Source organism: Planococcus donghaensis, from assembly GCF_001687665.2.
Taxonomy (GTDB): Bacteria; Bacillota; Bacilli; order Bacillales_A; family Planococcaceae; genus Planococcus; species Planococcus donghaensis.
This window is the reverse complement of record NZ_CP016543.2, coordinates 1263368-1284937: the sequence shown is the minus strand read 5'-3', so window position 1 is coordinate 1284937 and position 21570 is coordinate 1263368. Positions and strand designations below refer to the sequence as shown.

At 40.4% G+C, this 21570-nt stretch carries 23 protein-coding genes and 2 other annotated features (1 of these 25 running past the window's edge); of the genes, 1 reads left to right on the top strand and 22 read right to left on the bottom strand.

Annotation, left to right across the window (positions count from 1 at the left end; all coding sequences use genetic code 11):
• Positions 1 to 98 (bottom strand) — a binding site (T-box leader) (it extends 130 nt beyond the left edge of the window).
• A gap of 45 nt (positions 99 to 143) precedes the next feature.
• From BCM40_RS06440 to BCM40_RS06410, 7 genes are all read right to left on the bottom strand, one after another.
• Entirely contained in the window at positions 144 to 911 is a 768-nt protein-coding gene (locus tag BCM40_RS06440) for a TrmH family RNA methyltransferase (RefSeq protein ID WP_065526655.1), read from the bottom strand.
• 46 nt (positions 912 to 957) lie between these two features.
• Positions 958 to 1407 (bottom strand): small multi-drug export protein, encoded by a 450-nt coding sequence (locus BCM40_RS06435; protein ID WP_065526656.1) that lies wholly within the window; start codon positions 1405 to 1407, stop codon positions 958 to 960.
• Positions 1404 to 1904: a DUF3169 family protein gene (locus BCM40_RS06430; RefSeq protein ID WP_065526657.1), complete on the bottom strand. Its 501-nt coding sequence runs from the start codon at positions 1902 to 1904 to the stop codon at positions 1404 to 1406. The genes BCM40_RS06435 and BCM40_RS06430 overlap by 4 nt, the downstream gene beginning before the upstream one ends.
• Positions 1894 to 2109 carry a helix-turn-helix transcriptional regulator gene (locus BCM40_RS06425; RefSeq protein ID WP_065526658.1) on the bottom strand — a complete coding sequence of 72 codons (216 nt, stop codon included), beginning with the start codon at positions 2107 to 2109 and terminating at the stop codon, positions 1894 to 1896. The genes BCM40_RS06430 and BCM40_RS06425 overlap by 11 nt, the downstream gene beginning before the upstream one ends.
• Positions 2110 to 2553: 444 nt before the next feature.
• Positions 2554 to 3516, bottom strand: coding sequence for a nuclease-related domain-containing protein (locus BCM40_RS06420; protein WP_065526659.1), 963 nt, complete (start codon positions 3514 to 3516; stop codon positions 2554 to 2556).
• Positions 3517 to 3772: 256 nt separating this feature from the next.
• The gene (locus BCM40_RS06415; protein ID WP_065526660.1) at positions 3773 to 4861 is read right to left on the bottom strand and encodes a M42 family metallopeptidase; all 1089 of its coding nucleotides are present in this window, start codon (positions 4859 to 4861) and stop codon (positions 3773 to 3775) included.
• Positions 4862 to 4936: 75 nt separating this feature from the next.
• The gene (locus BCM40_RS06410) at positions 4937 to 5422 is read right to left on the bottom strand and encodes a dUTP diphosphatase (protein WP_065526661.1); all 486 of its coding nucleotides are present in this window, start codon (positions 5420 to 5422) and stop codon (positions 4937 to 4939) included.
• A 95-nt stretch (positions 5423 to 5517) separates the two neighbouring features.
• Between BCM40_RS06410 and BCM40_RS06405 the strand changes: the two genes are divergently transcribed.
• Positions 5518 to 5904 (top strand): sigma-w pathway protein ysdB, encoded by a 387-nt coding sequence (locus BCM40_RS06405; protein ID WP_065526662.1) that lies wholly within the window; start codon positions 5518 to 5520, stop codon positions 5902 to 5904.
• Between the two features lie 10 nt (positions 5905 to 5914).
• Here BCM40_RS06405 and BCM40_RS06400 read toward each other — a convergent pair whose 3' ends face one another.
• The 15 genes from BCM40_RS06400 to hflK form a co-directional block, all read right to left on the bottom strand.
• Positions 5915 to 6184, bottom strand: a complete 270-nt coding sequence (locus BCM40_RS06400) for a DUF1294 domain-containing protein (RefSeq protein WP_065526663.1) — start codon at positions 6182 to 6184, stop codon at positions 5915 to 5917.
• Positions 6185 to 6554: 370 nt separating this feature from the next.
• The gene (rplT, locus tag BCM40_RS06395; RefSeq protein ID WP_006831130.1) at positions 6555 to 6914 is read right to left on the bottom strand and encodes a 50S ribosomal protein L20; all 360 of its coding nucleotides are present in this window, start codon (positions 6912 to 6914) and stop codon (positions 6555 to 6557) included.
• 166 nt (positions 6915 to 7080) lie between these two features.
• The gene (rpmI, locus tag BCM40_RS06390; RefSeq protein WP_008432253.1) at positions 7081 to 7281 is read right to left on the bottom strand and encodes a 50S ribosomal protein L35; all 201 of its coding nucleotides are present in this window, start codon (positions 7279 to 7281) and stop codon (positions 7081 to 7083) included.
• A gap of 27 nt (positions 7282 to 7308) precedes the next feature.
• Positions 7309 to 7815 carry a translation initiation factor IF-3 gene (gene infC, locus BCM40_RS06385; protein ID WP_039863440.1) on the bottom strand — a complete coding sequence of 169 codons (507 nt, stop codon included), beginning with the start codon at positions 7813 to 7815 and terminating at the stop codon, positions 7309 to 7311.
• 83 nt (positions 7816 to 7898) lie between these two features.
• Positions 7899 to 8039: a sequence feature (ribosomal protein L20 leader region), on the bottom strand.
• A 57-nt stretch (positions 8040 to 8096) separates the two neighbouring features.
• Positions 8097 to 10025 (bottom strand): threonine--tRNA ligase, encoded by a 1929-nt coding sequence (gene thrS, locus BCM40_RS06380; protein ID WP_065526664.1) that lies wholly within the window; start codon positions 10023 to 10025, stop codon positions 8097 to 8099.
• Between the two features lie 521 nt (positions 10026 to 10546).
• Positions 10547 to 11482: a primosomal protein DnaI gene (gene dnaI / locus BCM40_RS06375; RefSeq protein WP_065526665.1), complete on the bottom strand. Its 936-nt coding sequence runs from the start codon at positions 11480 to 11482 to the stop codon at positions 10547 to 10549.
• Entirely contained in the window at positions 11483 to 12859 is a 1377-nt protein-coding gene (locus BCM40_RS06370; protein WP_065526666.1) for a replication initiation and membrane attachment family protein, read from the bottom strand.
• Between the two features lie 11 nt (positions 12860 to 12870).
• The gene (gene nrdR, locus BCM40_RS06365) at positions 12871 to 13347 is read right to left on the bottom strand and encodes a transcriptional regulator NrdR (protein ID WP_008432247.1); all 477 of its coding nucleotides are present in this window, start codon (positions 13345 to 13347) and stop codon (positions 12871 to 12873) included.
• Positions 13348 to 13460: 113 nt separating this feature from the next.
• On the bottom strand, positions 13461 to 13844 hold the full coding sequence (speD, locus tag BCM40_RS06360) for an adenosylmethionine decarboxylase (RefSeq protein WP_008432245.1): 384 nt from the start codon (positions 13842 to 13844) through the stop codon (positions 13461 to 13463).
• A gap of 315 nt (positions 13845 to 14159) precedes the next feature.
• The gene (locus BCM40_RS06355; protein WP_065526667.1) at positions 14160 to 15179 is read right to left on the bottom strand and encodes a glyceraldehyde-3-phosphate dehydrogenase; all 1020 of its coding nucleotides are present in this window, start codon (positions 15177 to 15179) and stop codon (positions 14160 to 14162) included.
• Positions 15180 to 15279: 100 nt separating this feature from the next.
• Positions 15280 to 15885, bottom strand: a complete 606-nt coding sequence (coaE, locus tag BCM40_RS06350; RefSeq protein WP_065526668.1) for a dephospho-CoA kinase — start codon at positions 15883 to 15885, stop codon at positions 15280 to 15282.
• A gap of 9 nt (positions 15886 to 15894) precedes the next feature.
• Positions 15895 to 16764 (bottom strand): bifunctional DNA-formamidopyrimidine glycosylase/DNA-(apurinic or apyrimidinic site) lyase, encoded by an 870-nt coding sequence (mutM, locus tag BCM40_RS06345; RefSeq protein WP_065526669.1) that lies wholly within the window; start codon positions 16762 to 16764, stop codon positions 15895 to 15897.
• 15 nt (positions 16765 to 16779) lie between these two features.
• On the bottom strand, positions 16780 to 19416 hold the full coding sequence (gene polA / locus BCM40_RS06340; protein ID WP_065526670.1) for a DNA polymerase I: 2637 nt from the start codon (positions 19414 to 19416) through the stop codon (positions 16780 to 16782).
• A 65-nt stretch (positions 19417 to 19481) separates the two neighbouring features.
• A complete protein-coding gene (gene hflC / locus BCM40_RS06335) occupies positions 19482 to 20453 on the bottom strand; it encodes a protease modulator HflC (RefSeq protein ID WP_065526671.1) in 972 nt (323 codons plus the stop codon).
• Positions 20453 to 21418, bottom strand: a complete 966-nt coding sequence (gene hflK, locus BCM40_RS06330) for an FtsH protease activity modulator HflK (RefSeq protein WP_197681400.1) — start codon at positions 21416 to 21418, stop codon at positions 20453 to 20455. Before hflK ends, hflC begins: the two co-directional genes overlap by 1 nt.
• Positions 21419 to 21570 lie beyond the last annotated feature (152 nt).

Genomic DNA, 21570 nt, shown 5'->3' with positions numbered 1-21570 from the left:
TGAACTTCTGAGGCGTTTACATATCCACACTTCCAGTCAAGGTGCAGAATCTCTGTGATGTAAGGGCGCAACGTACTTTTCCCGTTCTTCGCTTTTACTTATTTACCTCTTCATTATACGAAAGTTCTCTGGTTTTATCAAACTTAGTTTTTCGGAACTAAGCTATACAATAAAATCCCTGTAGCGACTGCCACATTTAACGATTCTGCACTGCCGTAAAGCGGAACCATTAAGTTTTGATCGGTTTGTTGCAGGAGAACCGGATCCACCCCACTGCCTTCATTGCCAACAATTAACGCAAACTGCTCAAGCGTTTTTGCTTCATGAACCGGCGTAGAGTTTTGAAGCGCTGTCCCGAAAATAGGAATGCCGCTCGCTTTTGTTTGTTCGGTCCATTCCATCAACTCCCCTTTTACGATGGGAATCTGGAAATGCGAACCTTGTGCCGAACGAACCGTTTTTGGGTTGTACGGATCTGCGCAGCCCTTACCAAGTATCACTGCGTCAATACCGCTCGCTGAAGCTGTGCGAATCATAGTGCCGATATTGCCTGGATCTTGAACCGCATCAATCATCAATAGCTTTGTCCATGACTTTTGTTCGTCTTCAGTAAATTCGGGTTGCGCGCAATGTGCGAAAATTCCTTGCGTATGCTCGGTTTCCGAAATTTCTTTCGCCACAGCAGCAGTCACCGAATAATGTGCAACGCCTTCTATATCCCAGCCTTCTGGAATGTCGACGCCTTCGCGCACGATTAGTGATTTCACAAGATCTTTTTTACGCAGTGCTTCTTCGGTTAAATGAAATCCTTCTACTAAAAATTCCGCGAATTTATCGCGCTCTTTCCGTGTAGTGCTAAGCTTTTTCCAATGCTTAACGAGTGAGTTTTGATTTGATTCAATTCTTTTCATTATACGTTCACGCCTTTATTTCAGAATAGCTCAAGTATAGCACAGCTTAGATTTTATCCGTGAAGAAATCAAAACCTAGTGCTGTTAATAGTCCAAACGCTAGCGTCCACGCAGCAATGCTGATCGTCAACCAAACAGTCGTGTTCTTTTTGGTTGCACCAAGTGTCATCCCGATAAACGCGGCAATATGCGTGCCGATTAAAATGGGACCAAGCAACGCAAGACCAGGCAAGCCATATCGATTCCAGATTTTTTTAGCGCGCTCACTTTTTTTCGATACTGCTTTGCCTTTTGCTTCTTGGCGTTTCGTGTACCAAATCTTGAATCGGTCAAAACCAATTATCAAAGCGAGCACTGTTACCATGTTGCCGACAAACGCCAAAACCATTACCCAAAAGGGCGACAAGCCCCAAACGATGCCAAGCGGAATAACTACGGCGATTTCAAACCAAGGAATGGCTGCTCCTAAAAAAACTAGGAAGTATTCAGTAATCATTCATCTTCCTCCTTTAAATGCTTGCGAATTTCTCGGTAATAAATGCCGTATTGAATTAAAGCGATCACTAAAATCGCAAAAACGGTGTAAATACGAGTAAAAGGTGAAAACATTGCAAATACTGCAAGAAGCGGCAAACTCCAAGACATAAAAGTATATACTTTTTGAGATGCTTTTCGTGTAATGTGTGTCATCCCTTCATCTTGTTCTAAATATTCAGGAGGACGGATTGGAAAAATTGATATTTTTTCTGAAGGATTCTTTTTGTTATGACGTTTTAATTGGGTATAAAAAACAATCATCATCAGGAAGTATAGGATGACGGCTCCAATAGCGAACAATCCGCCGATTGGTCCAAGCTCGAGCAAAAAACTCTGCTCTCTTTCCGAATTGACAATAGTTGTCGTTGGAGAACTGACTCCAAATAAGAACATTCCTAGTACCACAATAAATCCCATCATCCACAGTGGATACTGCATGCGAAAATCACTTTTCATGTTCCTCGTCCTCCTCTAACCAAAATAAGTCGTTTACATTTGTCTGTAACGCTTTTGCTAGTTTTAACGAAAGTGTAATGGAAGGTGAAAATTCCCCTTTTTCAATAAAAGCAATGGTTTGCCGTGTGACATTTACTTGTTTGCCAAGATCACTTTGTGTGAAGCCGTACCGAGCCCTGAGTTCTTTTACACGATTTTTGAGCATCTGCTTCATCCTTCCTTCTTTCATGTTCGGTTTATATAACATAATGTATATTATACTTAACATAAAGTCAATAATTATGTACATTTTTTATTTAGGATTTGTTTGTTTGCGGGATGAGTGAGTTTGTTTGCGGGATAAACGCCGTTGTTTGCGCTATCTTTTCTGTTGTTTGCAACTTATGCTAGTTTGTTTGCGCAATCCGACACTTTGTTTGCAAAACGCAAAAATAATTTGTCTTTACTCTTACTTGATAGGCTCTATTGCGCAATCTCTATCAATTCTAATTTGAGAATTTCATTGTTTGCGGGATGAGTGAGTTTGTTTGCGGGATAAACGCCGTTGTTTGCGCTATCTATCCGGTTGTTTGCAACTTATGATAGTTTGTTTGCGCAATCCGACACTTTGTTTGCAAAACGCAAAAAAGCTTTTCACCGGAGTGAAAAGCTAGTTTTTATTCTTTAATTGATAAGTTCGGTTGCGTAATGCCCCAGTCGTTTCAAAATCAAAAGTTGACAACAAACGTGAGGCTACATATGGAGATTCTAGATTACAAAACTGCCTTAATTGCTTATTACTCAATTGAGTATGAACGAGCGAAAAGTATTCTTGAACCGTAATTTCCAGCGCGAGTGGGTCTACCGATTGGCACACCTCGCATATCCAGCCGCATCGTTTTTTCCTGATCATCTGATGATTTTTGCAAGTAGCACAATAAATACCGGTGCGTAGCTCAGAAAAAGCGATCGTATACAACTGACACAAAGGAATGCGTTTATAGGGAGATTGATGTTTTTGAAGAATCTTTTCGATTTTTGACAAATGGGGTTGGGTAGTCATTTCGGGGAAAGAGTTGAGTATGTTGAATAAATAATCAATCAATTGATAGGTTTTGCAAACTAGGTTATTTTGCGGCTTCGCAACAAATTCACATTGTTTGGAAGTGAAAACGACGATTCCTTTGATTGGCAAATTGATTTTGTGGATTTTAAAGAATTTTGTAAGAAAGCGAATATTCTTGTTTAATTGAGTCGTGGGATCTTCCATCACCGTACGTACACCTTCTAAATCGGTCCGAGCGAATTCGCCTGTTAGATTATCAAAATACAGCTGGCTGCTAATGTTTTTTGACTCTATAACAATCGCGCCACGTTCTGTCAGCAATAATCCGTCTATTTGGATTTTCCAATCGCCAAGCGACAAACAAACATTCTGCATAAAACGGTAATTTTCATCTGGACTAAATTCAACTAACTTTCGTACGAGCCTGTCCTCTCCTCGCTTTCCTGCAGCACTTCGGTACAACTCGATTTGCAGAAATTGGCGTTGCGGGTGATGTTCAGGCAATCGATATAATAACCTTTCGAGTGACTCTGTTTGAGTGAGTAAAACGAGTCCTTTTTTGTGCATAGAGCACCTCCTATCAGAATAAATAGAGTATAGCATTCTTTTGAAAACCTGAAAATCTCAAATTGGATGCTTTTCGCAAGCGAAAAGCGAAAAATCTTTGGTTATTTGTGGGATTGAGTGATTTGTTTGCGGTATAGCCAATGTTCTTTGCGCTACCACAGTGTTTGTTTGCAGCAAGTGAGCCTTTGTTTGCGCATAATACTACTTTGTTTGCAAAACATAAAAAACCCCTTCGAAGCGAAGGGGTTTTCCAATTTTATTCGAATGTAATACGTGCGACTGTGTCTTTGTCGAGTTTTTTAATCACTTCAATGACTAACTTCACCGCGTTTTCGTAATCGTCACGGTGCAGTATGCCTGCATGCGAATGAATGTAACGTGTTGCTACACCAATTGCAAGAGCAGGAACGCCGTTCGCTGTTAAGTGAATCGATCCAGCGTCTGTTCCACCGGCTGCAATCGTTTCAAATTGATATGGAATACCCGCTTCTTCAGCAGTATCGACCACAAGTTCGCGTAAGCCGCGATGAGAGACCATAGAAGCATCGAAAAGTAATAGTTGTGGGCCATCCCCCATTTTACTAGTGGATTCTTTGCTCGTAATTCCTGGCGTGTCTCCAGCAATCCCTACATCAACCGCAAATCCGATATCTGGTTGGATTTTAGCAGTTGCAGTTTTTGCCCCGCGCAAACCAATTTCTTCTTGCACTGTGCCAACTCCGTATACTACGTTCGGGTGTTCTACACCTTTCAGTCCTTTTAATACGTCAATTGCGATAGCACAGCCAATGCGGTTATCCCAAGCTTTTGCCATCAATAGTTTGTCGTTGTTCATCACTGTGAATTCAAAATAAGGTGTGACCATATCTCCTGGCGTTACACCCCATTCTTTTACTTCTTCACGAGAAGACGCCCCGATATCAATAAACATATCTTTAATTTCAACAGGTTTTTTACGTGCTTCAGGAGTTAGAATGTGAGGCGGTTTTGAACCAATGACACCCGTAATTTCTTTTCCGCTACGAGTTGTAATCGTCACTCGTTGCGCTAACATGACTTGTGACCACCAACCGCCTACTGGTTGGAATTTTAAAAAGCCTTTTTCATCGATTTGCGTAATCATAAAGCCTACTTCGTCTAAATGACCCGCTACCATAATTTTTGGTCCACCAGCTAATCCTTCTTTTTTAGCGATTAAACTTCCAAGGCCGTCTGTTTCAATTGAATCAGCATATGGTTCTATGTATTTCTTCATTACTTCGCGCGATTGGCGTTCATTCCCCGGTATGCCATTGGCGTCGGTCAATTCTTTTAACATTAATTGTGTTTCATCCAATTTTGTCATTATTTCGACCTCCTAAATAATCCATTGCCTGTTTATTATAAAGGAATAACTACCAATTATCAAAACATTCGTTTATTAATAGCCGTCATGTTGGCGATCGTAATTGGTTTTGTTTTTTTGAATATATGCTTCCAAGACGTCTTCATAGTTAAATTCAAGTGCCCGAGCTAATCCACCGTAGCAACTCCATACTTCCATATAGTTAGACATCGAGTAATTTTCAAGAAATTTTTGAATAGCCTGTTGTGTGCGAAGGAATAACTCGGTCAGTTCTTTTTCGGCTATTGGGTCTGGCCAGCTTTCTAACGTATTCAAGTTTTTCTCAATGCCGAGTGACAGCAAGAAATGGATAGAATCCACGTATTCTTCTAAAATAACAGAGCGTTCTGATGCGCCTTTCGTGCTCCAAAATTTAAAGCAGCGTGTTTCATTCGCAAGTTCTGCAAGCTCCACTAATAAAGCCAATCCTTTTTTACGGAATACATCTTCATTAATATTTTGATTTGATTGGATAAAGCGATCGAGTTCTTCTTGCATATTAAACAATTTTTGTAGTTTCATACGAATCTCCCCTTTATTCTATTAAATCGTGAAACCAATTTACTTTCAACTCGTATACTAATTAGTAGAAATATGTAAAACAGGAGGTAATTCAAATGGCTTTTCTCATCCGCCTCATTGTATTGGCAATAATTATCTATTTATTTTATCGATTGATCCGTTATATCGTGGATCCCAAAAGAAAGTTGGATGCCGCACTGGAAGCCGGAAATTATTATTTTTTGGATGATGTAAAAAACGTACAAAAAAACTTCTTTATCGCTCTTCGTGGTGTCTTGTTTGAAGGCGAAAAATACTTAGGCACGACAGATCAATCTTTTGAAGTGGTATCGATTTTTGTGTGGGTCGCGGATCCCGACCAATTGCAGGGTTTCACAAAAGAAGATTTCCGTTTTCTTGAAAAGGAAATTTTGATGAACTACCCAGAAGCGCACATTAGCTGGAAAAACCCAATTGAGCGATTAATGAAACAAGAAGATTAAGGTGTTTAGTTTAGAAATTTTGATAACTCCAAATTAACAATGCACCATCAAGTAGCGCTAACACTAAAAAACCTATACGAAAATTGGTGTGTTTGGTTTTATGACGAAAAATCATCATGCCGAGATACGCACCGATCCCGCCACCAAAAATGGCAACTGTCCACAAGTTTTTTTCAGGGATTCGTTGTCCCCGGTGTTGCGCTTGGTGTTTATCAATTTTCATCATCACAAAAGCCATCATTGTTAAAATCGCCATATATATTAAGATAATTAAAAACATCGGATTTTCCTCCATAAGAAAAGACTGACGAAAAATCGTCAGTCTTTTTTATTGTTGCGTTAAATGCCTATGCATTGCAGCTTTCTAGTTGTGTGAGGTCTATGGACTGCAATGAACAGGCACTATCGCTTTTAATATCTAGCTGCAATGACCTGCTCCTCGGGCCATAAGCTGCCCTTCCTACGCGGCTAAAGCCACTAGGGAAGTTCATCTTATGCCTATCGGAGCAAAACGGTCATTTCCGCTTTTATTATCTAGCTGCAGTGCCTAGATCCTCGGGACTTAAGTCAGCCCACCTGTGCGGCAAAAAACGCCGCTTCGGTGGTCCGTCTTAAGCCTGTCGGATCTGAACAGGCACTTTCGCTTTTAATTACTTAGTTACTGCTTTTTTCGCTTGGTCAACCAATGCTGTGAATGCAGCTGCATCAGATACAGCGATTTCAGCTAACATTTTGCGGTTGATGTCGATGCCTGCAACTTTTAATCCGTGCATTAAACGGCTGTATGAAATTTCGTTCATACGAGCTGCTGCGTTGATACGTGTGATCCAAAGTCTACGGAAATCACGTTTTTTGTTACGACGGTCACGGTAAGCATAGTTACCTGACTTCATTACCTGTTGGTTTGCTACTTTGAAAAGGATGTGCTTTGCACCATAATAACCTTTTGCTAATTTAATGACCTTTTTACGACGCTGGCGCGTCACTGTTCCACCTTTTACGCGTGGCATATCACATTACCTCCTGCTGAATATAAATAATTCGATTTTTTGTTGCATGTCTAGACTCAAGCACCCAGATTCTCGGGGTCATAAGTCAAAGTGGCTGTGCGGCAAAAACGCCGCTTTGCCCCTTCGCCTTATACCCGTCGAATCTACACGGGTGCATTAGCTTTTCTTATTTCATGTTATAGATTAATGATTTGATGCGTTTCAAGTCGCCTGAAGAAACAAGTTTCCCTTTGCGAAGTTTACGCTTTTGTTTTGTAGATTTGTTTGCAAATAAGTGGCTAGTGTGTGAGCTGTGGCGTCTTACTTTACCAGTACCCGTTTTTTTGAAACGTTTTGATGCACCGCTATGGCTTTTCATTTTCGGCATTTCGAATTCCTCCTAAACAATGATCTCTTATTCTTTTTCGTTAACTGGTGCAAGCATCAAGAACATGCTGCGACCATCCATTTTCGGGCGCTGCTCAACTGTCGCAACTTCTTTGCACGCTTCTGCGAAACGTTCAAGTACACGTTGTCCAATTTCTTTGTGCGTAATCGCACGGCCTTTAAAACGAATAGAAGCTTTCACTTTGTCGCCTTTTTCAAGGAACTTGATTGCATTGCGAAGTTTCGTGTTGAAATCGTGATCGTCAATTGAAGGGCTTAAGCGTACTTCTTTGACGACAATCACTTTCTGATTTTTACGGATTTCACGATCTTTCTTTTGCTGCTCAAACTTGAATTTACCATGGTCCATGATCCGAGCAACCGGCGGCTTAGCTTGAGGAGCCACAAGAACAAGATCCAAGTTGACACGAGCTGCAATTTCAAGTGCTTCGATACGTGTTTTGATGCCAAGTTGTTCACCGTTTTGATCAATAACTCGCAACTCACGTGCACGAATACCGTCATTTACATTAATGTCTTTGCTAATAGTAATCCACCTCCGGATAGTGTCGCGAATAGCTTAAATGTGTGAACCGGCCGAACCGGTTTACAGGGTTCCGATCAAAACAAAAGCGGGTGAACCACAGAGGTTCACCCGCAAATATGACAACACGCGTCTTTCTGCGTGTAAAAGTCAATCGTGTATACCTGCCAACAATCGGTCGATCAGGTGAGAAGCGGGTGCTCCTGCTTGCACATATAAGTATTCTATAACCTTATTCATAGTATCATGTGTTGCAAACACTGTCAAGCTGATTAACGAAGTTCGCTTTGAACCAGTTTCACAAAGTCTTCAAACGGCATGCTTTCTGATTTCTGCTCGCCGTATTTACGAACATTTACAGAACCATCTTCTAATTCTTTATCGCCAAGCACTAACATGTACGGTACTTTTTGCATTTGTGCTTCACGAATCTTATAGCCTAACTTCTCATCGCGCTCATCAATATCTACGCGAATTTTGTGAGACTGTAATTTTTCTTGAAGTTCTTTTGTATAGTCACTATGCGCATCAAGCGATACTGGAATCAGTTCCACTTGAACGGGTGCTAGCCATGTCGGGAATGCCCCTTTGTATTCTTCGATTAAGAATGCAACAAAGCGCTCCATTGTTGAAACGACTCCGCGGTGAATAACGACTGGACGATGCTGTTTGCCATCTTCGCCGATATACGACAAGTCAAAACGCTCTGGTAGTAGGAAGTCTAGTTGAACAGTCGACAATGTTTCTTCTTTGCCAAGAGCTGTTTTCACTTGAACATCGACTTTAGGTCCGTAAAATGCTGCTTCGCCTTCTACTTCTATATAGTCAACATCCAATTCATCCATTGCTTCTTTTAACATTGCTTGTGCACGATTCCACATTGCATCGTCATCAAAGTATTTTTCTTTGTCTTCTGGATCGCGGTATGACAAGCGGAACGAATAATCGTTGATATTAAAGTCTTTATAAACTTCCACAATTAAATTAACAACACGTTTAAATTCTTCTTTTATTTGGTCTGGGCGAACAAATAAATGCGCGTCATTTAATGTCATCCCACGAACACGTTGAAGTCCTGATAATGCGCCTGACATTTCATAACGGTGCATAAGACCAAGTTCGGCAATACGAACCGGCATTTGACGATACGAATGAATGCCTTGTTTGAAAATCATCATGTGATGCGGGCAGTTCATAGGACGCAATACCAATTCCTCGTTGTCCATTTTCATTACCGGGAACATGTCTTCTTGGTAATGATCCCAATGTCCACTTGTTTTATACAATTCTACGCTCCCCATTACTGGAGTGTACACGTGGTCGTAGCCTAAACGTTCTTCTTTATCCACGATATAGCGCTCGATAATACGACGAATTGTTGCGCCTTTTGGAAGCCACATTGGCAAGCCTTGGCCAACTTTTTGGGAGTTCATGAATAAATTCAATTCTTTCCCGATTTTGCGGTGATCGCGTTCTTTTGCTTCTTCTAACATTTCAAGATGCGCTTTTAAATCTTCTTTTTTGAAAAAAGCAGTTCCGTAAATGCGTTGAAGCATTTTGTTATCACTGTTCCCTCTCCAATAGGCACCAGCCACACTTAGCAATTTAAATTCTTTTAATTTACCAGTTGATGGCACGTGCACGCCGCGGCAAAGATCGAAAAAGTCGCCTTGTTCATAAATTGACACTTGATCGCCTTCTGGAATCGCTTCAAGCAGTTCTAATTTATAAGGATCTTCAATTGCTGCAAACCGCTCTTGTGCTTCTGCGCGAGTTACGTCATGACGAATAACTTCAACATTTTCGTTAATGATTTGTTTCATTTCTTTTTCGATCAACGGCAAGTCTTCTGAAGTGATCGCTGTTTCTGTGTCGATGTCGTAATAAAAACCATGTTCGATCACTGGACCAATGCCAAGTTTTGCATCTGGGTACATGCGCTTGATCGCTTGAGCCAATAAATGCGCACTACTGTGACGTAAAATTTCCAATGCTTCATCTGATTCTGGTGTCACAATGGCGATTTCACCATCTTCAGTTAACGGCGTACGCAAATCGACTAACTTGCCGTCTACTTTACCAGCTAATGCTTTTTTGCGTAATCCTGGGCTGATCGATTGTGCAATCTCTTCAGTTGTCACGCCTTGCTCAAATTCTTTTACTGCCCCATCAGGGAACTTTAGTTGAATCATGTCTGCCATGCCAATCTCTCCTTTTAATTAAATCTAGTGAAATGCCTAAACCACAGGGTCTGGTAGACATTTCTTTATTCTTGTCTAGCTGCAATGGCCTGCTCCTCGGGTCATAAACTGTCCTTCCTGTGCGGCCAAAACATGCCGCTTCGGAAGTCCACCTTATGCCTGTCAGAGCAAAACGGCCATTTCCGCTTTTCTTTTTTTCCACAGAAAAAAGCCCCATCCCAAAAGGGACGAAGCTTTAGCTCGTGGTTCCACCCTTCTTCACTTCAACATAGACAAGTCTATCTTGAAAGAAGCTCTGCATCGGCTAACGGGCCGGTACCGTCAGCTGCTAGTTAGAAAACTGTTCACAGCTGCTGCTCAAAGGGGGTAAATGGAAAAACGATACTTAAGAAGCTCACAGCCAAGGCTTCTCTCTCTGAAAGTCGTATATGTCCACTCATGTCCTCGTCAAAGCATGTAAAATCTTGGTTCGATTGTTATTACTATAAACCGAATTGTTCCAAAAGGCAATAGTTCCGCGGTTAATTTCGTCGGTTACGACCATCTAGTTTTACTGGCGTAGTTAACGCGCGAATTCGTTCCATAATACGCGCTGCTTTTAAATCTTCTTTTTCGCCGCGCTGTGAATATGTTAAGTGATATTCCAGTTCCGAATAACTAAAATTAGAAGACATAAATGTCGGCAATTTCTCTGACATGCGGTAATGCAAAATGGTGCCGAGTACTTCATCACGTGTCCAGCTCGACATCGCTTCAGCGCCAATATCGTCTAGCATCAAAACATCTGCTTTTTTCACGTAATCTACTTTTTCTTGCAAAGTTTGATCGCCAATTGCTTGTTTCATTTCCCGCATAAATTCTGGTACAAACACCAGAACGGATTTGACATTGATTTCAGCCAGTTCATTTGCCACTGCGCTTAATAAATACGATTTCCCGATACCGAATTGCCCGTAAAGATACAATCCTTTTTCAGGTAAATTGTCAGGTCCTGTTGCTTGATCAAGGAAATCTCCAACAGCACGGAACGCAGCCATACGGCTATCATCCAAATCAAAGCCTGAAAGCGTTGCTTGCATCACTTCTTTTGGCATATACATGCTGTGGATTAATGAAGAAGCGTGACGTTTGTTATCATTCGCTTCTTTCAGGCGGCATTTTGTATAAGAAATTCCGATTGTTCCACGTTCTAACACTAAATTTGGTTCAAAGCCTTTAAGATGATTAATACAAGTATCTAAGCTCGGACATTTATTGCAGTGGTGGGATTGATCGATATACTCATACAATTTCCCGAGCCCGCGATCAATCGTTGGGGCATCGATTTCTTCTGAATGATCTTCAAGAAATTTTTGAACGCCAGGATGCGCTAGCACTTCTTTACGCATTTCACTATAACGCTCAGAAAAAGCAGGCGCATTGACCACACGTTTTAAGGTTTCGCGAATCGGTTCCATTTAACCACCTTTTCCTTTCTTCAGCGCCAGTTTTGCTAGGAGCTTTTGTTTCTCTACTTCTAAACTTTCATTTTTCGGTTCAACTTTAGGAGCTGCTGTTTGATCTTTTTTATGGAACCATTCTGGTAGCTTTTCTTCGCGCACCGGCTTGCGGTTTCCACTGCCCGTAAATGGTTTTGCTACAGTCGTCGGAGATCCTTCTGATTTCCACTTCATGTATTGAGTATGCTCGACACGCGCAATTTCCATCGCTTCTTTTGCGGTGGTGACATTTTTTCGCAACCAATGCGAAGCAATTTTTTCTACATATGCTTTTGTTAACTTCATATCCGTACGCAATAATACATACTGTAGTAGCACATTAACGACCGCTGGCTTCATGCCATGCGTAATGACTAATTGATTGGCCAGCTCCACATCAGCAGGTAACGGCTCACTGCCATTGGCAATATCACGCAACACTTGAATCGGTGGAGCGGTTTCTAAATAAACGAGTAACTCGTCTTGTTTAGTTTTCGGCGCTTCTGTTGAGACTTCTTGTTTTTCAGCAGTTTTATGCACTTGAACAAGTTGTGGTGCAGTCGTAGATACCGTTAGTTTATAATACTCAGATGCCGACTTTTTCAAACCTTCTACCGTCAATTTATAATCGTCCTCAATGGCTAATAAAATGACTTTTTGCATTTCTAGCGGTCCCCAACTATATAAATAAGACAGTTTCGTAATGAAATCTTTAATGGTGGCGGTCAACACTTTTTTAGGCACTAACTGCTCGGATAAGCCCTGTCTTAGTAAATCGAAATCAAATTCCGAATCGGCTTCATAATTGCCTTTTTTGCGTTCTTGTAAATCTTTTTTGACAGATGGATAGCCTGCTTTGGCATGTACTGGTTGAAATATGTCCGTAAATGTACGAGATACTTCTTCGTAATCCGTTGGAATTTCGGTGTACACTAAAAAGCGATTCCGCACTCTTCGGTAAGAGGATTCTCCAATTTTACTAAACAAGAACATCGACAACAAAGGATCCATAAAAAATGTTTTCGGATCAAGCGGGGGGCACAACTCATAAATAAATGAGCGTTCGCCTTCATTACTTCTATAAGTTTTTAACAACCCAATAGCTTCAAGTTGAATTCTCGCATCAAATATTTTGGCGATGGGATTTCCTAGTGTATTCATTAACGTATAATGAGTTGTTTCTTCACGCGATGCTTCGCCTTCAGCCCACAAAGTTAAATACAATGCGATTGCCTCTGCACCAATCATCGGTTGATACAATAGCGTCAAAAGCTGCCGATCATAATTGGAAAATGGATAAGGCAACCGAATACGATATGGATCAGCAGGCTGCAACTCTTTATAATATGCAGTCATAAGTCACCACCTCAATCGATTTTCTTGCCTTCTGGTCCTTTATTTAATAAATCCTTAAGTTCATCGATAAAAACAGTAATGTCTTTAAATTGACGATACACTGACGCAAATCGAACATAAGCCACTTCGTCAATGGTTGCTAGTCGGTTCATAACCAACTCCCCAACTTCTTCAGACTTTACCTCTGGATTGCCTTCGCGTCGAAGGTCTTTTTCAATTGTGAATACAACTTCTTCCAGCACTTCTAGAGATACTGGCCGCTTTTCACACGCACGAATTAACCCACGTAAAACTTTTTCGCGGCTGAACTCTTCACGCGAGCCATCTTTTTTGACGACAATCAGTGGCATCTCTTCCACTTTTTCAAAAGTGGTAAAGCGATATCCGCAAGCTTCGCATTCTCTTCTTCTTCTGATTGACTTCATTTCGTCTATTGGCCTTGAATCGACAACGCGTGTGCCGTTATGTTGGCAAGCTGGACATTTCATTTTGACATCTCCCTAACTTCTCTATCTGGTCTATATAGTATAACAAAAATTCTTTAGAAAAATAGAAAAAGCAGAGGATTTTATCCTCTGCTTACGTGTTTTTGTTAAATGGATTATGCTGTTACTGAAACTTTGGATTTTTCAACACTTACTGGCCCCATACCGCGTGGTATTTCTACAAGCTCGCGTGATGTTGAACCTAGTGCTTCTGCGATATATTCCGCTGCAATAGTCGGATCAAGATCGCCGCAAGTGTAAACATCTACACTCGCATAGCCGTGTTCTGGGAAACTGTGGATAGTTAAGTGAGATTCTGAGATAATCACAACTCCGCTAACACCTTGTGGTGCGAATTTATGAAAAGCTACCTCTCTTACTTCAGCTCCAGATTTGAGTGCTGCATCAACAAAAGTTTGTTCGATAAAATCCATATCGTTTAATTTGTCAAAATCACACTGCCAAAGTTCTGCAATTACGTGACGTCCCATTGTTTCCATGGTTCGTTTTCCCCCTTTGATATCATTTTGGTTTTTGCGCAAAATATTCAAAGTTGACTACCACGGGGGAAAGTTAGTCCAAAGAGATCCTAACCCTTTAAGCAGTCATGTGAATAAAAAATCTTACGCTCCTAATTCCTAGTTACTTTGATGGAAAGTCAGAAGTGGTAGTCGTTTTTCAACTACGATTCATAGTATAAAACGTATTAATAGTAAATGCAATAATAATATCTTATTATTCCTGAATTCCCCCAAAAAAATCCATAAGAAAAACCCTATATTTCCCTTTAAACAGCGGAAAATAGGGTTTTTATTTTATTTTGATACTAGCACTAACGCATTTGCTACTTTTTTCGTTAAATCAATGACACGTGCGGAATAGCCCCATTCATTATCGTACCAAGCTAACACTTTCACTTTTCGTTCTCCAATCACCATCGTTGATAAACCATCCACAATGGCTGATTGCGGATTGCTGTTAAAATCAACTGAAACCAACGGCTCCATTGTAAATCCTAAAATTCCTTCTAAACTATTTTGCGATGCTTCTTCAAAAGCATGATTCACGTCTTCAATTGTAACCGCTGTCTCTAAGTCGACAACCAAGTCAACTAACGATACATTCGGGGTTGGCACTCTTAATGCCATGCCATGAAGTTTCCCTTGCAATTCTGGCAGCACTAATGACAGCGCTTTCGCGGCACCCGTAGAAGTGGGAATAATCGATTGAGCACAAGCACGAGCACGACGAAGATCTTTGTGCGGATTGTCCAAGTTTTGTTGGTCGTTTGTGTACGAATGGATGGTTGTCATTAAACCGTTTTCAATACCAAATCTATCATTCAACACTTTTACGACAGGCGCTAAACAGTTTGTTGTACAACTCGCATTTGAAATTACGTCGTGATGTTCAATATCTAACTTGTCATCATTTACACCCATAACAATTGTGATATCTTCTTGTTTACCTGGTGCTGTAAGGATTACTTTTTTAGCTCCCGCTTCCAAATGAAGAGCCGCTTTTTCACGCGAATTGAACTTTCCAGTCGCTTCGATTACGATGTCAATGCCCATTTCTCGCCATGGCAGATTCAAAGGGTCGCGTTCACTTACTAACTGCACTCGTTTCCCGTTAACAATTAATGCATCTTCTTCTGAAGATACGTCACCTAAGAAGGTGCCGTGATTTGTGTCATACTTAATCAAATGCGCAAGGGTTTCAGCTGGATATGAGGCATTGACTGCTGTAATTGTAACGTCATCCATCATTATCGCCTGTCTGAAAACCATACGGCCAATACGGCCAAACCCGTTAATTGCAATAGAAACTGTCATGTAGGAATCCCCCGTTTGTAATTAAGTTATACTTATGTTTTTAATTTCTAATATAGTATAACACAATTGCTTATTTAGAGAACCTTAAAAAGCATATCTTTTATTCTTTTTCAGAAGTGGCTTGCCAATTTTCTAAAATCCGACTTAATTGTTGTTTCGTTTCTTCAAGAGTTCCGTTGTTGTAAATAACCGCATCTGCTCCATCTTCTTTCACAGACATTGGCAACTGTGAATTAATGCGTGCTTTTGCTTCTTTTTCTGAAAAACCATTTCTTTCAACTAGTCGTTTAAATTGATTTTCTTCCGTCACGCTGACGACTAAGATTTTATCTACTAAATACTGTAGACGACTTTCGAATAATAGCGGGATATCCATAATAATTGTTTTATATCCTTGCTCAAGCAATTCATAGCGTTGCTTGAGCATTTCTTGCCGAATTGCTGGGTGAATAATATCATTTAAGGTTTTTCGACTAACCGGATCATTAAAAATAATTTCTCCAACTTTTGCCCGATTCATCGAACCGTCTGAACTAATGACTTCAGGTCCAAATGCTTGCTTGATTTGTTCAAGTGTTTCAGAACCTGGTTCGACTACTAATCTTGCTACCAGGTCCGCATCAATAATTGGATAGCCTTCGTTTTTCAACATTTCGGATACAGTACTTTTTCCGCTAGCAATACTACCTGTTAATCCTATAATCATTATTTTTCCTCATTTCTGACACGTCGGGCAATACACAGAAGCCCTACCGCCAATTTTCAAGGTTTTTGTCGCTGTGCCACAATCTGCACATTGTTTTTTTCCATACATACCAAAACGATTTTGCATGTTGCCTGATTCCCCGTTAATATCACGGTAATCTGAAATTGTACTACCTCCTGCTCTAATGCTTTCTTGCAAAATGGCAACTATCGATTCAAATAGTTCTACTTTTCGCTTTCGGCTAATGCGACTCGCAGCACGTTTCGGATGAATCTTCATTTTAAACAAAGCTTCTGTCGCGTATATATTGCCGCAACCAGAAATAATTTGACCATCCATAATGATTTCTTTGATGGCTTTATTTTTATATTTCGGACTTTCTGCCATAGCTAAAAAATGCGCAAGTGCACTTTCATGAAAAGGTTCAGGAGCCATTAATAATAAAGGAGGGAAATCACCTTCTTCTTGCAAGACTCGCATTTCTCCGAATCGACGAATGTCTGAAAACGCTAACAAATTTCCATCACTTAAAGTCAACACAATGTGGACATGGCGTCGAAATTTATCTTCAGGAATCGACTGAAGCTGGTCGACATAAAACCAAGCTCCAGACATTCCTAAATGATTAACTAACAAAAATTCATTGTCTTTACGCAATGTGAAATAAATGTATTTGCTACGTCGTTCTACACGGACGATTTGTGCACCGGTTAAGCTGTTGATAAAGCCGTCAGCTTCTATTCGTTTAATAATAGCTTCTTTGCCATTTTCTTTTGATAAGCGGATCACGTCCGACACCGCTACAGCTTCAATTTTCTTTCCAATCGAAACGGGGCGGATTTGCCGAACGACTCCTTCGACTTCTGGAAGTTCAGGCATATCGATGCCCTCCTATCATTTAGTATCGTACCAAGTGGAACCGTGAGCAATGTCCACTTTTAATGGAACACTTAACTTCACAGCATTTTCCATAACTTCAGGTACTAATTTCATCAGTTGATCTAATTCTTCAGGGGGTGCTTCAAAAATCAATTCATCGTGAACTTGTAAAAGCATGCGTGCTTGTAATCCTTCACGTTCTATCGCTGCATCCATATCAATCATGGCTTTTTTAATAATATCCGCTGCACTGCCTTGAATCGGCGTATTCATCGCCGTCCGTTCTGCAAAGCTACGCAAGTTGAAATTTGAGCTTGTGATATCTGCTAAATACCGGCGACGATTCATCAAAGTTGTGACAAAGCCATCACGTTTTGCATCTGCCACGATGTTCGTCATATAACTTTTCACGCCTGGGAAGCTAGCAAAATAACGCTCAATAAAAGCCGCCGCTTCTTTACGCGGAATATTTAAGTTTTGAGACAAGCCATAATCACTAATCCCATAAACAATTCCAAAGTTAACCGCTTTAGCTGCTCGGCGCATATCGCTCGTTACTTCTTCTTCAGCTACATGGAAAACATCGCTCGCAGTGGTCGTGTGAATGTCTCGGTCGTCTTTAAAGGCTTGTACGAGTCGTTCATCTTCTGACATATCAGCAAGTACGCGCAATTCAATTTGAGAATAATCGGCTGCTACCATGACCCATCCTGGTTCTGAGGGTACAAAAGCTTTACGGATTTTGCGTCCTTCTTCTAGACGAACCGGAATGTTTTGTAAGTTTGGGTTAATCGAACTTAATCGCCCAGTTGTCGTGAGCGCTTGTTGAAAGCGGGTATGAATTTTGCCATCTTCATGAATTTCTTTTAACAAACCTTCAATATAAGTAGACAATAGTTTACCTAATTGACGATACATTAAAATATGAGAAATAATTTCGTGTTGACCTTCTAATTTTTCTAAAACATCCGCTGCTGTCGAATAGCCAGTCTTTGTTTTCTTTAAAGGTGGCAACCCTAATTTTTCAAATAAAATAACTCCTAATTGTTTTGGTGAATTTATATTAAATTCTTGCCCCGCTAGCCCGTGAATATCAGACTCGATTTTCTCTAATTTATGAGACAACTCTTTACCCATCTCGACTAATTGGTCACGGTTTACCATTACACCAAGAGATTCCATTTGCCCTAAAACTGTTGCGAGTGGCAATTCTAATTTATCGTATAAATCGAATTGCTCGTTTTCTTCAAGCTTTTCCATAATGAGTGGGCGGACTTTCCAAATCGTGCGTGCTTTTCTCGCAATATGTTCATGTAAAACGCTGCTTTCTGGAATTTTCTTTTTAGCACCTTTGCCGTAAATTTGTTCATTTGTCGACACCTCATTATGACCATATTCTTGAACAATGCTTGCCATATCCGTATAAGTTAACGAAGGATTGACAATATAAGCTCCTAGCATTAAGTCGAAATCAACGCCCCTTAGCTCAACGCCGAAACGTAAAAATGCGGCCGTCGCTGCTTTAGAGTCTGACATGAATTTTTTCTTAGTCGAATCTTTACACCAAGTATGAAACTCTGCAGACTGCTCCACAACATCCATCGGAATAACGTACGTATCCGTTTCAGTCGCGAGTGACACACCTAGTAAATCGCAGCTATGATAATGTTCATCGTATAATTCAAGATGTACAGCCATTTCATCTTTTAATATAGATGGATCAAGCGTTGTCAGCACTTCAAATTTCAATTCTTCTTTTACTGTTTCCTCTGCCGTGTACTCCATTTTTTCTAACAAAGATTTAAACGCAAGTTCTTTCCATACTTTCACTAACTCATCTTGATCTGGTCCAGCATAACTCAATTCATCAATTTGAATATTAATCGGTGCTTGTCGTTCAATGGTTGCTAATTGCTTACTAATATAAGCTAGGTCTTCATTGGCGATTAGTTTTTCCTTCATCTTGCCTTTTTGTTGCTCAATGGCTTCATATACACCTTCCACCGAACCGTGTGCCGCTAGTAATTTTAACGCCGTTTTCTCTCCAACACCTGGTACCCCTGGGATATTATCAGATGCATCGCCCATTAGGCCTTTCATATCAATAATTTGAAGAGGCGTTAAGCCATACTTTTCTTTAATATGTTCCACTGTATATTTTTCGATATCGGTAATGCCCTTGCGCGTAATATAAACAGTCGTCGTAGGAGACGCTAATTGAGTTAAATCTTTATCGCCGGAAATAACGACTACTTCGTCACCTTTCCGCTCAGCTTCTAAACTTAAAGTACCGATAATGTCATCTGCCTCATAATTTTCCAATTCGTAGCGTTTGATTCTGTAAGCATCGATTAATTTGCGAAGGTAAGGAAATTGCTCCGATAACTCAGGCGGCGTTTTTTGTCTTCCACCTTTGTATTCGCTAAATGTTTTGTGACGGAATGTTGTTTTTCCCGCATCAAAAGCCACAATCATATGCGTAGGTTGTTCTTCATCGAGTATTTTTTGGAGCATCATGGTAAATCCGTATACGGCATTCGTATGAATGCCATGTTCATTGGTTAATAGCGGTAAAGCAAAAAACGCGCGATACGCCAAACTATTCCCATCTAATAAAAGTATTTTCTTTGCCACAAAAATTACCCCTTCCATAAAAAAGCCGTCATTCCCTTTATTTTACCACGCGGGCAAATAGAAGAGAAATGACGGCCTCGGCCTTAATTAAAATTACCAGACAAGATATCTGCGTATGGTGAATCTGACGGCAGAATAATAACTGTGTCATCCCCAATCGTTTTCTTATACGATTCTAGCGAACGGTACAATTCGTAAAACTCTGGGTCTTTTGAAAAAGATTCGTTGTAAATTTTAGCAGCTTGCGATTCGCCTTCCGCTTGAATCAATGCAGCTTCTTTGCGTGCAGTTGCAATAACTTCTTGCGCTTCTCGGTCTGCTTGTGCTTCCATTTCCCGTTTTTTCGCGTCTCCTTGAGACAAATATTCTTGAGCTGTAGACTCACGTTCTGAAATCATTCGTGTATAAACAGACTGTTCGTTTTCCTCTGGTAAATCCGTTCGTTTAATGCGAACATCCATAACTTGAATGCCGTATTTATCTTTGTCGAGCAGCTCGTTCACTTTCGCTGTAACTGCATCGTTTAAGCTACCGCGAGATGAGTTTTCATCATTGATAATTTCATCGTAATCTAACTGTCCAAGCTCTGTTCGAACAACCGAATAGATAAATTCTTCCATTCGAGATTCTGCATTAACAATAGTCCCCGCATTTGAAATCAATTCAAGTGGGTCGACGACATGCCAAACAGCGTAATTATCAATAATGATCCGTTTTTTATCTTTTGTATTGATTTCAGCTTCAGAGACATCATAGGTCATTTGATATTTCGGTAATGTCGTGACACTTTGAATAAATGGAATTTTCATTTGAAGGCCTGGCTCATCTTGAATTTTCACGACTTCCCCAAATTGACGAACCACCCGGTACTCGCTTTCTTTCACAACATACACATTTGTCAGCAAGATTAGCAAAAGAACAAATGCAACAACTAAACCAACAATCAATTTCCAATATTTCTTAAAATCAATTGGATCTCTCGGCTCTCTAGTCTTTTTTGGCCGTTGGTAAGGATTAAACTTTTTCACTTCACCTAAAGGTTTGTTGGGTTCCATTAGTTGCCACTCCCTTCTGTGCTTTCCTCAGCTGGTGGAATCGTTGTCTGTAAGCCTTCTAGTGGTAAATACTTCATCGTGCCACCTTCATCGTTCATAATATACAATTTCGCGTTTGGTAAGACGGATTCTAAGGTTTCCATAATAATTCGCTGTTTTGTAACTTCTGGATTGCTTTCATATTCTTTGTACAGTTTATCAAATAACGCGACATCTCCCGTTGCCTGCTGAACTCGTGTCACTTTCTGTCCTTCAGCTCTGGAATTGATGGCTGCTTTTTCACCTAACGCTTCGTTGCGTTTTTGGTTTTCGTATTTTTTGGCTTCGTTAATTTTTGTGTTCATCGTCTCACGAGCATCTGTAACGTTCGTAAACGCTGCGCGTACTTCTTCGTTTGGCAGCTCAACGTCTTGTAATTTTACCGCTAAAACCGTAATGCCGATATCGTATTTTTCAATTAATGAAGCTAGTAAATCCCGTGTCTCAGCTTCAATTTCAGCTTTACCAGACGTTAATGCGTCATCGATTAATGAGTTCCCGATAATCGAACGAATCGACGCTGAAGTGGCATCGTGCAAAATGTCTTGCGGCGCTTCTGCGTTGAATAAGTATTTTTTAGGATCTGTAATTTTCCATTGAACGACGAGATCCGTCAAGACGATATTCTCGTCTCCGGTAATCATTTTTGTTTCTTTGTCGAATGCGACAATTTCACCTTCTGCGTTTTGGTTATAGCCGAATTGCAGACTATACGTTTCTTTTGATAAAATTTCTGCTTTTTGAATTGGCCACGGCATCTTAAAATGTAAGCCTGCTTCAGTAATTGTTTCATTCGCTACACCAAACGTGATAATGACCGCTTGTTCAGATTCATCTACGGTATACCAAGAAGTAAATACTGCAACGAGCAGCAGTATTCCTGCAATAGATAAACCAATCACTGCCAGCAATTTTTTCGTTGTCATGATGGGTCCCCCTTTTTGTTGTTAGCTGTAATACGGAATAATAGTGAAATAGTTTCATAAAATAAGAAAAAGAGTCCCGGGGAAGGGACTCTTTTCAAATCATGCGGTTGAATGGGGGTTCTAGTTAACTTTAACACCCAAGTGTGAAGCTA